This is a genomic window from Streptomyces sp. HP-A2021 (genome assembly GCF_022807935.1).
Lineage (GTDB): Bacteria > Actinomycetota > Actinomycetes > Streptomycetales > Streptomycetaceae > Streptomyces > Streptomyces afghaniensis.
Window position 1 is genome coordinate 8,169,222 of sequence record NZ_CP094344.1, and the last position, 13,120, is coordinate 8,182,341.

Consider the following 13,120-nt stretch of genomic DNA (forward strand, 5'->3'; position numbering starts at 1 on the left):
TCCGGGGATTCGTGATCTGCCGAGAGGTACGGCCCCTGGGGACCGGCTGTTCAGACGGTGTCGAAATCCTGACGGGTGCGCGGCACGACGTGGGTAAAGCGGGCCTGTCGGTTCGCTGTCGGATTCCGGCCCCACCCGCTTATTGAAAATGGTTGTCGTGCCGGATAGGTTGTCTACGTTGTATACCCCGGGCGCCCCACCGCCCGGCGTCCAGGCATGAGCCACGTGAGGGGAAGACGCAGTGATAACTCGGCGTGCCGCGCTGCGCGGTGTCGCGGGAGGGGCGGCGGCGGTCGCTGCCGGCGGGGTGCTGGCGGCCTGCGGGGGCGACAGTGAGGAGCCCGCGGGGGCCGAGGCGTCCGTCGCTCCGCGCAAGGGCGGGAAATTGCGGGCCGCGTTCATCGGAGGGAGCACGGAGTCCACCGACCCCACGCTCGCCGCGGGCGTCGGCATCGACTACGTGCGGGCGCGCGTCGTCTGGGACACCCTCGGTGAACTGGACGGCGGCAAGCCGGTGTGGCGGCTGGCGGAAGTCGTCGAACCCGATTCCGACGCCACGACGTGGACGGTACGGGTCAGGAAGGGCGTCACCTTCAGCGACGGGCGTCAACTCACCGCGGAAGACGTGCTGTTCAGTCTGCGCACACTCGTCGAGAAGCGGAGCCCGCAGAGCGGGTTCATCACGCACCTCGACATCGAGAAGGCCCGAGCCCGCGACGCACGGACCCTCGAACTGCCGCTCACCATGGCCGACGGATTCTTCGATCTCGCTCTCGCGCACTCCATGTTCGTCTTTCCCGACGGAACCAAGGATCTCGCCAAGGCCCCGGGCAGCGGGCCGTATGTGCTGAAGCAGTGGCAGGCGGGGCGCAGCAGCGTGCTGGCGCCCCGGGAGGACTACTGGGACCGCGACAACGGCGGCCCCTACCTCGACGAACTGGAACTGGTCTCCGTCACCGACGCGGCGGCCCGGCTCAGCGGGCTGAAGTCGGGCCAGTTCCACTACGCCGGCGGGCTCGCCCTGACCGCCGTGCGCACCGAACGCGGCAACAGCGCGCTGCGCATCGAGACGCCGCCCAAGGACCTGTGGGTCGACCTCGACCTCCCCATGAACCTCGGGCTGAAGCCCTTCACCGACGCGCGCGTGGTGCGCGCCGTGAAGCTCGCCCTCGACCGCGAGTCCCTCGTCCGCACCGTGACGCTCGGCCAGGGCGAGATCGGCAACGACCTCGTGGGCGCGCACCAGCCGTACTACGACACGGGCATCGCGCAGACGGCGTACGACCCGGAGCGGGCGGCGGGGCTCCTCAAGGAAGCCGGGCAAGAAGGGCTCGCGGTGAGCATCCGCACCTCGGACTACGACTACGGCACCGAGGAGAGCGCCACCGCGATGGTGCCGATGCTCGCGAAGGCCGGGATCAGGGCGACGCTCGACAAGGTCCCCGCCGCCGACTACTACAGCGACTTCAAGACGATCCTCAGCACCCCGATCCAGACGTCCGCCTACCACCCCAACCCGCTGCCGCTGATGATCCGGACCTACTACGGTTCCACGGCCGCCTATCCGCTGACCGGGACCAAGGGGGCACAGGCCCTCGATCCGCTGATCGCCGCCATGAACCGTGCCACGCGGGACGACCAGCGGCGGGCGCGGGTGGCGGACGTGCAGGAGTATCTGCACGAGCACGGCGGCGACGCGCTGTTCGCGCGGGTGCCGACGGTGTCCGGCGCGGCCGCGAAGGCGCACGGGGTGAAGGCGCGCGGCTACGCCGACTACCCCAGCCTGCGGGACGCCTTCCTCGCATGAAGGCGAGCGGGGTGTCGCGGTGGGCCCTGAGACGTGCGGCGGGGGCGCTGCTCGTGCTCCTCGTGGTGACCGTCCTGGTGTTCGCCGCCACCGAGGCCGCCCCCGGCGACGCGGCCACCGCCCGGCTCGGACCCCAGGCCCCGTCCGGTGCCGTCGAGGGGCTGCGCGCGCAGCTGGGCCTGGACCGGCCCGCGCCGCTGCGCTACCTCGACTGGCTCGGGCACGCCGTGCGCGGCGACTTCGGCGCCAGCTACGCGAACGGGCGGCCGGTGGGCGAGCTGATCGCCGACCGGTTCGGCAACTCGCTGGTCCTCGGGCTCGGTGCTCTCACCGTCCTGGTGCCGCTGGCCGTCGGGTTCGGTCTGTGGGCGGGGCTGCGGGCCGGACGGCGCGGCGACCGGGTCGTCTCCGGCACCGCCCTGGGGCTGGCGGCGGTCCCGGAGTTCGTCACGGGCGCCGTGCTGATGGCGGTGTTCGCGGCCGGGCTCGGCTGGCTGCCCGCCGTGTCCTTGCCGGGCGCCGGGCAGGGGCCGCTGGACGAGCCGTCCGTGCTGGTCCTGCCGGTGCTCACGCTGGTGTCGGTGAGCCTGGCGCAGAACCTGCGGCTGGTGCGGGCCGGGGTCGCCGAGGCGGCCCGGACCCCGGCGGTGGTCGCCGCGCGGCTGAACGGGGTGCCCGAACTCCGGGTCGCCGTGCGGTACGTGCTGCCCGCGGGGCTCGGTCCCGCCGTCCCGGTGCTCGCCCGTTCCGTCGCCTATCTCCTGGGCGGGGCGCTGGTCGCGGAGTCGCTGTTCGGCTACCCCGGGCTCGCCGCTCTCCTGGTGGACGCCACGGCTGGCCGGGACGTCCCGGTGGTGCAGGCGGTGGCGCTGCTCGGCGCGGCCGTCGCGGTGGCCGCGAACCTCGCCGCCGACTTCGCCGTGCACCTTCTCGAACCCGTGCGGGGGCACACGCGATGACTCTCGTCTCCGAACGTCCGCCGTCCACAACGGTTCCCCGGGTCGACGGCCCACCACGGCGGCGACGCGGCCGGCTCGCCCTGGCCGTACTGATGCTCGTCGGCGCGGTCGCGCTGCTCGGGCCGCTGTTCGCACCGCACGCCGTGACGGACGCCGTGGACATCCCCTACGCGCCCGGCAGCGCGGAAGTGCCGCTGGGAACCGACCGGTTGGGCTCCGACGTGCTCAGCCGGGTGCTGTCCGGAGGCCGTTCCCTGCTGCTGACCTCGCTCGCGGTCACGGCCGCGGTCTGCGTCCTGGGCGCGCTGCTTGGCATGCTCGCGGCCTGGCACAGAGGCTGGACCGACACCTTGATCCTGCGCCTCGCCGACGTGCTGCTGGGACTGCCCGCCTTCCTGCTGCTGAGCGTGGTGGTCGTGGCCACCGGGCGCGGCACCGCGGGAGTGGCGCTGGCGTCGGGGCTCGTGCTGCTGCCCGAGAGCGTCCGCGTGGTCCGTGCGGCCACCCTGCGCATCCTCGCCCAGGACTACGTGGAGGTCGCCGTCGCCCGGGGCGAGCGCACAGTGAGCGTGCTGGGGCGCGAGGTGCTGCCCAACCTCCTGCCCGTACTGGCCGCCGACGCGGGCGTCAGGTTCCTCGGGGCGGTCACGGTCGTCGCCACCGCCGCCTTCCTCGGATACGGCGCCCAACCGCCCGCCGCCGACTGGGGGCTGATGGTCCTGGAGAACCGCGACGGCCTCACCCTCCAGCCGCTCGCCGTCCTCGTCCCGGCCGCCCTGCTGCTCGTCCTGCTGCTCTCCGTGAACCTGTTGCTGGACGCGGCCTTTCCCGGGCCGCAACCGATCACGGCCCGACGACGGCTGGGACCAGCCGCAGACGTGGAGACGCCCGCGACCCCGGGTTCCCTGCTCTCCGTGCGCGGGCTGCGCGTCGAGAGCGACACCGGGCACCGCGTGCTGGAGGACGTGGACCTCGACCTCGCCCCAGGTGAGCTCCTCGCCGTGGTGGGGGAGTCCGGCAGCGGCAAGACGACCCTCGTCCTGGCCGCCCTGGGGCACGTCGGGCCGGGGCTGCGACCGGCGGGCGGTGACGTACGGCTCGACGGCAGCAGCCTGCTGCGGCTGGGCGAGCGGCGGCTTCGGCAGGTGCGCGCCGCGATGTGCGGATACGTCGCGCAGGACCCGCGCACCGCACTGGCACCCCACCTTCGCGTCGATGCCCAGATCGAGGAGGTGCTGCGGGCCCGCCGGGTACCGAAGGAGCAGTGGGCGGAACGGGCCGAGCGGGCGTTGCGGCTCGCGGGACTCGACCGGCCGCAGGAGGTCGTCCACCGCAGGCCGCACCAGCTGTCGGGCGGCCAGCGGCAGCGGGTCGCGCTGGCGGTGGCCCTGTCCGTAGAACCCCGGCTGCTGGTGCTCGACGAACCGACCAGTGCCCTGGACACCGTCACCTCCGCCGCGTTCCTCGCCGACCTGACCCGGCTGCGGCACGAGACGGGCGCGGCGGTCCTCCTCGTCTCGCACGACCTGGGCTCGGTCGCCGGCGTGGCCGACCGGGTGACCGTCATGGAGGGCGGGCGGATCGTCGAACTCGGGCCGCCGGAGGCCGTGTTGGCCGACCCGGTCAGTGAGCGCGGGCGGGCGTTGGTCGCGGCCGCCCGGCCCGGCGTTGCCGCAGCTGCGGCGGACCCGGAGGAACGAGTGGACGAGGCTGCTCTGCTGTGCGCGTCGGACCTTCGTCTCGTACGGGAAAGCCCTGTACTCGACGGAGTGTCACTCGCCCTGGCCCCGGGGGACTGCCTGTCCGTGGTCGGCCCCTCCGGCTGCGGCAAGACGACCCTGCTGCGCTGCATCGCCGGTCTCGACGCCCCCACGAGCGGCGAGATACGCCTGCAGGGCGAGGCCCTCGCCCGGGACGTGCGCGGCCGTGATCCCCGGCAGCGCCGCCGCGTGCAGCTCGTACCCCAGGATCCGTACGCATCGCTCAACCCGCGCCGTACCGTCGCCGCGATCGTGGGCCGCCCGCTCGCGTTCCGCCCCGACATACCGGCAGCACGGCAACCGGCCGAAGTGGAACGGCTGCTGTCGCAGGTGGGCCTGGGCGCGGAGCTGGGCGGGAGGCTCCCCGGGGCGCTGTCGGGCGGTCAGCGGCAGCGGGTGGCCCTGGCGCGGGCGCTGGCCGCGGACCCCGAGGTGCTGTTGTGCGACGAGGTGACCAGCGCGCTGGATCCATCCGTGGCGACCGCGGTCACCGAACTGATCGCCCGCCTGCGGACGGAGCTGGGGCTCGCCGTCGTCATGGTGACGCACGACCTGTCGGTCGCCGCCCGGCTCGGCGGCCGGGTGGCGGTGCTGCACGACGGCCGGATCCGCGAGACCGGGCCGGCGTCCCGGCTGCTGAGCCGGCCCGAACACGACGTGACCCGGGCCCTGGTGGCGGCGATGCCACACCGGTCGCGGGCGGCCGGAGAGGACGTGACACGGTGACTCTAGGGTGGCGGTATGCCGAGCACGACGACCGACAGCGACGGAACGCCTCCCCGGACGGGCAAGCGCCGTGTCCCACTGAACCGGGGGACCGTCGTGGCCGCCGGGCGGCGGGTGGCCCGCGACGAGGGGCTGTCGGCGGTCACTCTGCGCCGGGTCGCGGCGGAACTCGGCGTGACGGCCATGGCGTTGTACCGGCACGTGGCCGACAAACGCGAGCTGCTGGTCGCGATGCTGGACGACGTGGCCGAGCAACTGGTGCTCCCGGACGGCGACGGGCCGCCCTCGGACCGGCTGGTCCTCGCCTTCCGGGCGCTGCACGACCATCTGACGGCCGAGCCCTGGGTGGTCGAGGTCCTCAAGGCCGGCGAGCTGTTCGGGCCGCGCGCCTCGCGGTTCGTCGAGCATGTGCTCGCCCTGCTGGAGGAGGCCGGGCTCACCGAGGAGCAGGCGGCCGACGCGTACTGGGCGCTGTGGTGGTACACCTTCGGCCACCTGTCGTACCTTCCGGCGCTGCGGCCCGAGGGCCGCCCCGGACGGCATGAGCTGATGACCCGAGTCCGTATGAACGACCACCCCCGGCTGGCCAGGATGCTGTCCCGGCCGGCGCGCCGGGCGACGCCCGCTCAGGACGCGTTCGTGCCCGGCCTCCGGGCCCTCCTGCGGGGTCTGCTGGCCGCCTGAGCCAAGGGCCCGCCGACACCGAGAGGGCCCACCGACACCGAGAGCCGAGCCGGGGCTTCCCGGACCGCACGCGCTGCGCCGCTGCCGTCCGCCCGCATGTATACGCCGTATACCCACGACTCATGTCTGCAAGGGGTTTGCCCATGACCCAGGACGTCCATCAGGAGCCGTCGGCCCGGACCGGCCCGGCGCCCGGCAGCGGCTGGCTGCTCGCCACCACGTCACTGGCCGCCGTACTGATGACGCTCGACATCACCGTCGTCAACGTCGCCCTGCCCGAAATCGCCGCCGACCTCGACGCCGGACTGACCGGCCTGCAGTGGGTGGTGAACGCCTACACCCTGGTCTTCGCGGCGCTCCTGCTGCCCGCGGGGGCGCTGTCCGACCGCAGCGGACGACGGCGCATGTTCCTGACCGGTGTCGCGCTCTTCACCGCCGCGTCGGCCGGCTGCGGCGCCGCACCCGGAGTCGGCACGCTGATCGCCTGCCGCGCCCTGCAGGGCCTGGGCGGGGCGATGGTGATGTCCACCGCCCTGGCCCTCATAGCCGGGGCGTACGAGGGCCGGCGCCGCCAGTCGGCCATCGGGATGTTCTCCGCGGCGGGCGGTGTCGCGGCGGCTCTCGGCCCGCTGGTCGGCGGCGCCGTCGTGGAGGGGCTCGACTGGCGGTGGATCTTCTACCTCAACCTGCCGGTCGGCGTCCTCATCCTCGTCGCCACCGTGCTGCGCGTGCCCCGGGACCGCACCGGTGAACTGCCGCGCCCCGAAGGCCGGTTCGACGTCGGCGGGCTGCTGCTCGCCGCCGGGGGGCTGCTCGGCCTCAACTACGGCCTGGTGACCGGCCCCGAGGACGGCTGGACCTCGGCGTCCGCGCTGCTGCCGCTCGTGGGCGGGGTCCTGCTCGTCGCCGGGTTCGTGGCCTGGGAGGTACGGCGCCGGGACGCGGCGATGTTCGACGTACGGCTGCTGCGGGTGCCGTCCTTCACCGGCGCGATCGTGCTCAGCTTCGTCTGCCGGGTCGTCACCTTCGGTGTCCTGCCGTACCTGATCCTGTGGCTGTCGGGCATGCTCGGCCACAGCCCTCTGGGGACCGGGCTGCGGCTGCTGGCGATGACGGCCTTCATCATGCTGGTCGCCCCCTTCAGCGGGCTGTTCCTCAAGCTGATGCCGACGCGCGGTGTCATGGCACTCGGCACCGGCATCACCGCCGTCGGGCTGCTCACCATGGCACGGGTCGGCCCCGACGACTCCTGGCTGGTGATGCTGCCCGGCCTGGTGCTCCTCGGTATCGGCGGGGCGATCGCCTTCCCGCCGCTGATGGGCATCGCCGTCGGGGTCGTGCCCGCGGAACGGGCCGGGATGGCGTCCGGGATGACCAACACCTTCTTCCCGCTCGGCACGGCGGCCGGAGTGGCCGCTTTCGGCGCGGTGTTCAGCACCCGCATCGACCACGACCTGGACGACGCGCAACTCGCCGCCCTGCACGTCCCGGAAGGGATGCGGCAGCAGGTCCGCGACGCCGTGGCCGCCGGGCAGTTCGGGCACCTCGAACGCGCCCTGCCCGCCACCGCCCGCGAACCGGTCCTGGACGCGGCCCGCTCCGCGCTCACCGGCGGCCTCGCGACGATCTGCGCGGCGGCGGCCGTGATCAGCCTGCTCGCCGCCCTCGTCTCGTGGACGCTCATCCGCGACCGGGACCAGCTGACCGCGAAGGAGCCGGCCGATGCCCCTGCCTGACACGGCCGACGACCTCTACGGCGCCGCCGCCGAGTTCTACGACCTGCTCGCCGCCGGCACATGGGCGCGGCTCGGTCCGCTGCTGCGCCGGGCGCTGGACGGCGTCGACCCGGCGGACGGGCCGCTGCTCGACCTCGGCGCGGGCACCGGTCTGTCGACGGAGGCCGCCGCCGACGCCGTACCCGGTGCGCGGGTGATGGCGGTCGAACCCTCCGCCGGCATGCGCATCGCGCTGTCCACCCGGCTCGCGTGCCGCCCCGCGCTCGCCGAGCGCGTCACCGTCACGGCGGGCACCCTCGCCGACGTACGGCCGCCGGGCCGGCTCTGCGCGGCCGTCGCCCTCGGTGTCGTAGGACATCTCGATGCCGACGAACGTGCCGCGCTGTGGCGGCGGTTGGGCGCGTGGCTGGCGCCCGGCGCACCGGCCGTCGTCGACGTCCTCGACCGCACCGCACCCCCGACCCGGGCCCCGCTGCGGCTGGCGACCCGGCGCGTCGGCGCCCTGAACTACGAGTCGTGGAGCGAGGGCGCCGACGACGGCTGGACCCTCACCTACCGCGTACGCGACGGCGCGACGGTCGTCCGTGAGCACGCCGTACCGCTGCCCTGGTCGGGCATCGGCATCGAGGTCCTCGCCGAGGAAGCCAGGGCGGCAGGACTCACCTGCACGCCGCTCGCCCCCGACTTCGCCGTACTCCGTCCCACCACCCGAGAGGAACACCCATGACCGGCGCGGCCCTCGCGGACCCGCGAGAGGGCATCCCTGACAGCCCCTCCGACACCCGCGTCCCACCCGAGGCCCCCGCGAAGGCACCGGGGCTCGGCGATCTCCTCGCCCCCGTCCGCGGGCGGCTCATAGCCGCGGTCGTGGCCCAGGCGGTCGCCGCGGTCTGCTCGATGATCCCGTTCATCGCCGTGGCCGAACTGGCCCGCGCCCTGCTGGCGTCCGGTGGCCCGGACGAGAGCAGCGCCTGGGCCGCGGCCTGGACCGCCGTGGCCGCCCTGGTGGCCCGGCTCGCGCTGTACGCGACGGCCGGCGTCCTCGCCCACCACGCCGACGCCGACCTCCAGCTCGGGCTGCGCCGCCGTATCGCCCGGCACCTGGGGCGGCTGCCGTTGGGCTGGTTCACCGAGAACAGCTCGGGTGAGGTGAAGAAGGCGGCGGGCGACAACATCTCCACGCTGCACCACCTGGTCGCGCACACCGCGCTGGAGGTCACCGCCGCGATCGTGGCGCCGCTGACCGCTCTGGCCTACCTGGTCACCGTGGACTGGCGGCTCACCCTCGTCGCGCTGCTCCCGCTCCTGCTCGGCGCCCGGTTCTTCCAGCAGGCCATGTCCGGGGGCGAGGAGGTGACGGCACGGTTCTTCGGCGCGATGGGCGGCGTCAACGCGGCCGTCGTCGAACTCGTCCACGGCATCACGGTGATCAAGGCCTACGGCCGCACCTCGCGCGCCCATCGCGCCTACGACGATGCCGCCGACAGCTTCTCCGCGTTCTTCCGCGACTGGATCATGAGTACGACACGGGCCAGCACCTCGGCCGCGCTCGCCCTCTCCGGACCGGCCGCCCTGCTCGTCGCCACCGCCGCCGGCACCCTCTTCGTCACACAGGGCTGGGCCGAGGCGCTCGACCTCGTGCCGTTCGTGCTGCTGGGGCCCGCCCTCACCGGCTCCGTGATGGGGCTCGCCCAGTCCGGGCACGCCGTCCAGGGCGGCCTGCAGAGCGCCCGTGAGATCCAGGCACTGCTGGCAACCCCCGCCCTGCCCGGGGCATCCGAGCCGGCACCCCCGGGACCGGACGGCCGGGTCGAACTGACCGGCGTCGGCTTCAGCTACGACGGTGCCACCGACGTCCTGAGCGACATCGACCTGACCCTGCGCCCCGGCACCGTCACCGCCCTGGTCGGCGCCTCCGGCTCGGGCAAGTCCACCCTCGCCCGGCTCGTGCCCCGCTTCTGGGACACCACCGCCGGCACGATACGGATCGGCGGCACGGACGTCCGGGACATGTCCCCGGCCGACCTGTACCGCCAGGTGTCGTTCGTCTTCCAGGAACCCCACCTGCTGCGCACCAGCGTCCGCGACAACATCCGGCTCGGCCGTCCCGACGCCGACGACGCGGCCGTGGAGCGGGCCGCCCGCGCCGCGCACATCCACGACCGGATCACCGCGCTGCCGCGCGGCTACGACTCGGTGGTCGGCGAGGACGCCATGCTCTCCGGCGGCGAGTCCCAACGTCTCTCCGTGGCCCGGGCGCTGCTCGCCGACGCGCCCGTCCTCGTCCTCGACGAGGCGACCTCGTTCGCCGATCCCGAGTCCGAGGCAGCCGTCCAGCGGGCCCTGTCCGCGCTCGCGGCGGGCCGCACCCTGCTGGTCATCGCCCACCGGCTCGCGACCGTACGGGACGCCGACCACCTCGTCGTCCTCGACGGCGGACGCATCACAGAACAGGGCACCCACGCCGAACTGCTGGCCCTGGACGGCCGCTACGCACGCCTGTGGGCCCTCCAGCAGAAGGGAGCCGCGCGATGAACGCGCTGCTGACACGCGTACTGGGACGGGAACAGACGCAAGGGCTGCGCCGCGTGCTCCTCTGGGCGGCCGTCGCCGCGGCTCTCCAGGGAGTGGCGTACGCGCTTCTGGTGCCGTTGCTGACCAGGCTCCTCGGCGAGGATCCGGGGGCGGCCTGGCCGTGGGTCGCCGCCCTCGCCGCGGCCACCGCCGCCTACGGGGCCGTCGCGTTCACGGCGGCCGTGCGCGGCAACCGCTTCAGCGCCGATCTCGGGCGCACGCTGCACCACCGCATCGGCGAGCATGTGGTCGCACTGCCGCTCGGCTGGTTCGACGGCGAACGCACCGGCGCACTGGGGCAGTCGACGGGGCAGGGCGTGGTCCAGGTGATGAACGCGGCGGCCAACCTGCTGCGCCCCCTGTGCATCGCCTTCGTCACCCCGGCCGTCGTCGTGCTGGCCACCTTCGCCTTCGAGTGGCGGCTCGCCCTGGCCATGCTGGCGGCGGCACCGGTCGCGGCCGTCGCGTACCGCTGGTCCGGACGGCTGATGGCCCGCGCCGACCGGCAGTCCCATGCCGCGGCCGCCGAGACCGCGGACCGGCTGGTGGAGTTCGCCCGCCACCAGCCCGCGCTGCGCGCTTTCGGGCGGACCGTCGAGGACCACGAACTCCTCGACGCTGCCCTGCGCGAGCAGCAGGTGAAGGCGCGCGCCGCCGTACGCATCGCGGTGCCCGGCCTCGCGGGCTTCGCGCTCGCCGTGCAGCTCTGCTTCACCTGCGTCCTGCTGTTGGGCACGGTCCTCGCGGTCGGCGGGTCGGTCGGCGCGGGCGAGCTGATCGCGGTGCTGGTCCTCGCCGTGCGCTTCGTCGAACCCATGGGCGCCGCCGCTGAGTTGGGAGGATCCCTGCGGATCGCCCGCGGCACCCTGGAGCGCCTGGACGCGGTGCTCGCCGCGGAACCGCTGCCGCAGCCGGCGACCACGGCGCCGCTCCCGGACACCTGCGGCATCGAACTCGACGGCGTCTCCTTCGGCTACGGCGACGGACGCACCGTACTGGACGGGCTCGACCTGCGCGTCCCGGCCGGGCACACGGTGGCGCTGGTCGGCCCCTCCGGCTCCGGCAAGACCACGGTGACCCGCCTGATCGCCCGCTTCTGGGACGTCACCGGGGGCACGGTCCGTGTCGGCGGCACGGACGTCCGCGACCTGACGACGGAGCAGCTGATGTCGCGGCTCGCCATGGTCTTCCAGGACGTGTACCTCTTCGCGGGCTCGATCGAGGACAACATCCGCGCCGGACGTGAGGACGCCACCGACGAGGAGGTGCGCGAGGCCGGGCGGATCGCCCGCGTCGACGAGATCACCGAGCGGCTGCCGGACGGCTGGGCCGCCCGCGTCGGCGAGGGCGGCGCGGCCCTGTCCGGCGGTGAGCGGCAGCGGATCTCCCTCGCCCGGGCCCTGCTCAAGCAGGCCCCGGTCGTCCTGCTCGACGAGGCGACCTCGGCGCTCGACGCCGAGAACGAGGCCGCGATCCAGCAGGCCCTGGGCGCGCTCACCGCGGACCGCACGGTCCTCGTCGTGGCCCACCGCCTCGACACCATCCGCGGTGCCGACCTGATCGCGTTCCTGGAGGGCGGGCGGATCGTGGAGGAGGGCACGCACGAGGAACTGCTCGCGATCGGCGGCCGGTACGCGGCGTTCTGGAGCGATCGGGAGCAGGCGGGCGGGTGGCATCTGGCGGCGCGCTCCTAGAGACCCGGGAAACCCGGGAAACCCGGGAAACCCGGGAAACCCGGGAAACCCGGGAAACCCGGGAAACCCGGGAAACCCGGCGACGGGCGGCACGGTTCCCACCGTGCCGCCCGTCCCCGTACCCCCGCACCCCGGCCGTCACCCGGCGGGCGCGCAGCTCACCAGGTGGATGCCGGTTCCGGTGACCCGGCGGCCGGTGACCCGCAGTCCGGCGCGGGACACCAGGTCGTCCAGCTGCCGGGGAGTGCGCTCCCGGCCGCCGAAGAGCACCAGGAGCCTGAGGTCCATCGCGGCGGCCACATCGGCGCGGCGCCCGTCGGTGACCAGGTTCTCGACGACGAGGATCTCCCCGCCGCCCTTGCCCGTGTCGGCCGCCGCCTCGGCGCAGCGGCGCAGGATGCGCAACGCGTCGTCGTCGTTCCAGTCGTGCAGCACCCAGGTGAGCAGATACAGGTCGGCTCCGGCCGGCAGCGGATCGAAGAAGCTGCCGGGGTGCACGCAGGCCCGCTCCCCGAGCCCGGCGGCGGCGAGCGCCCGGCCCGCCTCCTCAGCGGCCTCCGGCAGGTCGAGCAGCGTGCCGCGCAGCCCGGGCCGCGCCGTCAGCAGCCGAGTGAGCAGGGACCCGGAGCCGCCGCCGACGTCGACCACGTGCCCGCGTTCGGGCCAGGCGTGGGCCGCGACGACCTCCGGAGCGGCGAACCTGGTGTGTGCGGCCATCAAGTCGGCGTACGAACGGGCCAGTTCGGGATCCTCCAGGGTGTCCTGCCACAGTGACCGGCCGTGCACCAGGGGGTAGGCGGGTTCCCCGGTGCGCACGGTGTCCAGCAGGCGCCCGAATGCCTGGTCCATGCGCCCGCCCATGCCGTCCAGGTCGAACCAGGCCCGCAGGCCGAACGCCCCGCTGTCCTTGAGGAGTTCGGCTGCCGGGGTGAGGGCGTAGACGTCCTCCTCCGGCTCGGCGAAGATGCCGCGACCGGTCAGGACGCGCAGCAGGCGGCGCAGGGCGTCCGCGTCGGCGTCCGCGGCCCGGGCGAGGTCGGGCAGTGCGGTGTGGCCCGCGGCGATGTGGTCGGCCAGACGCAGGGTCGCCGCGACCCTGATCGCCCACGGGGTGACGAGGTCGGCGAGCGCGGTCAGGTCGACGCGCGCGGGGGCGGCTTCCGGAAGGGTGGTCATGTCA

9 protein-coding genes are annotated in these 13,120 nt (G+C 74.1%); 8 read left to right on the forward strand and 1 reads right to left on the reverse strand.

The window, feature by feature from the left end; all coding sequences use genetic code 11:
* Positions 1 to 241: 241 nt before the first annotated feature.
* The 8 genes from MQE23_RS36935 to MQE23_RS36970 all read left to right on the forward strand — a co-directional run bounded on the left by MQE23_RS36935 (position 242) and on the right by MQE23_RS36970 (position 11,940).
* Positions 242 to 1,807, forward strand: coding sequence for an ABC transporter substrate-binding protein (locus MQE23_RS36935; protein WP_243381394.1), 1,566 nt, complete (start codon positions 242 to 244; stop codon positions 1,805 to 1,807).
* Positions 1,804 to 2,766 (forward strand): ABC transporter permease, encoded by a 963-nt coding sequence (locus tag MQE23_RS36940; RefSeq protein WP_243381395.1) that lies wholly within the window; start codon positions 1,804 to 1,806, stop codon positions 2,764 to 2,766. Before MQE23_RS36935 ends, MQE23_RS36940 begins: the two co-directional genes overlap by 4 nt.
* The gene (locus MQE23_RS36945; protein WP_243381396.1) at positions 2,763 to 5,252 is read left to right on the forward strand and encodes an ATP-binding cassette domain-containing protein; all 2,490 of its coding nucleotides are present in this window, start codon (positions 2,763 to 2,765) and stop codon (positions 5,250 to 5,252) included. The genes MQE23_RS36940 and MQE23_RS36945 overlap by 4 nt, the downstream gene beginning before the upstream one ends.
* Positions 5,253 to 5,267: 15 nt before the next feature.
* Positions 5,268 to 5,936, forward strand: a complete 669-nt coding sequence (locus MQE23_RS36950; RefSeq protein ID WP_020270578.1) for a TetR/AcrR family transcriptional regulator — start codon at positions 5,268 to 5,270, stop codon at positions 5,934 to 5,936.
* A gap of 143 nt (positions 5,937 to 6,079) precedes the next feature.
* The gene (locus MQE23_RS36955) at positions 6,080 to 7,672 is read left to right on the forward strand and encodes an MFS transporter (protein ID WP_243381397.1); all 1,593 of its coding nucleotides are present in this window, start codon (positions 6,080 to 6,082) and stop codon (positions 7,670 to 7,672) included.
* On the forward strand, positions 7,659 to 8,399 hold the full coding sequence (locus tag MQE23_RS36960; RefSeq protein WP_020270575.1) for a class I SAM-dependent methyltransferase: 741 nt from the start codon (positions 7,659 to 7,661) through the stop codon (positions 8,397 to 8,399). The genes MQE23_RS36955 and MQE23_RS36960 overlap by 14 nt, the downstream gene beginning before the upstream one ends.
* Positions 8,396 to 10,207 carry an ABC transporter ATP-binding protein gene (locus MQE23_RS36965; protein WP_243381398.1) on the forward strand — a complete coding sequence of 604 codons (1,812 nt, stop codon included), beginning with the start codon at positions 8,396 to 8,398 and terminating at the stop codon, positions 10,205 to 10,207. Before MQE23_RS36960 ends, MQE23_RS36965 begins: the two co-directional genes overlap by 4 nt.
* A complete protein-coding gene (locus MQE23_RS36970) occupies positions 10,204 to 11,940 on the forward strand; it encodes an ABC transporter ATP-binding protein (RefSeq protein WP_243381399.1) in 1,737 nt (578 codons plus the stop codon). Before MQE23_RS36965 ends, MQE23_RS36970 begins: the two co-directional genes overlap by 4 nt.
* 138 nt (positions 11,941 to 12,078) lie before the next feature.
* Here the strand turns inward: MQE23_RS36970 and MQE23_RS36975 are convergent, their stop codons facing one another.
* Positions 12,079 to 13,116 (reverse strand): methyltransferase, encoded by a 1,038-nt coding sequence (locus MQE23_RS36975; RefSeq protein ID WP_243381400.1) that lies wholly within the window; start codon positions 13,114 to 13,116, stop codon positions 12,079 to 12,081.
* Positions 13,117 to 13,120 lie beyond the last annotated feature (4 nt).

What these genes read in the sequence shown, in the direction of transcription:
- MQE23_RS36945 (WP_243381396.1), top strand. Translation starts at nt 2,763, where the DNA reads ATGACTCTCGTCTCCGAACGTCCGCCGTCCACAACGGTTCCCCGGGTC.
- MQE23_RS36960 (WP_020270575.1), top strand. Translation starts at nt 7,659, where the DNA reads ATGCCCCTGCCTGACACGGCCGACGACCTCTACGGCGCCGCCGCCGAG.
- MQE23_RS36975 (WP_243381400.1), bottom strand. Translation starts at nt 13,116, where the DNA reads ATGACCACCCTTCCGGAAGCCGCCCCCGCGCGCGTCGACCTGACCGCG.
- MQE23_RS36965 (WP_243381398.1), top strand. Translation starts at nt 8,396, where the DNA reads ATGACCGGCGCGGCCCTCGCGGACCCGCGAGAGGGCATCCCTGACAGC.
- MQE23_RS36955 (WP_243381397.1), top strand. Translation starts at nt 6,080, where the DNA reads ATGACCCAGGACGTCCATCAGGAGCCGTCGGCCCGGACCGGCCCGGCG.
- MQE23_RS36940 (WP_243381395.1), top strand. Translation starts at nt 1,804, where the DNA reads ATGAAGGCGAGCGGGGTGTCGCGGTGGGCCCTGAGACGTGCGGCGGGG.
- MQE23_RS36970 (WP_243381399.1), top strand. Translation starts at nt 10,204, where the DNA reads ATGAACGCGCTGCTGACACGCGTACTGGGACGGGAACAGACGCAAGGG.
- MQE23_RS36950 (WP_020270578.1), top strand. Translation starts at nt 5,268, where the DNA reads ATGCCGAGCACGACGACCGACAGCGACGGAACGCCTCCCCGGACGGGC.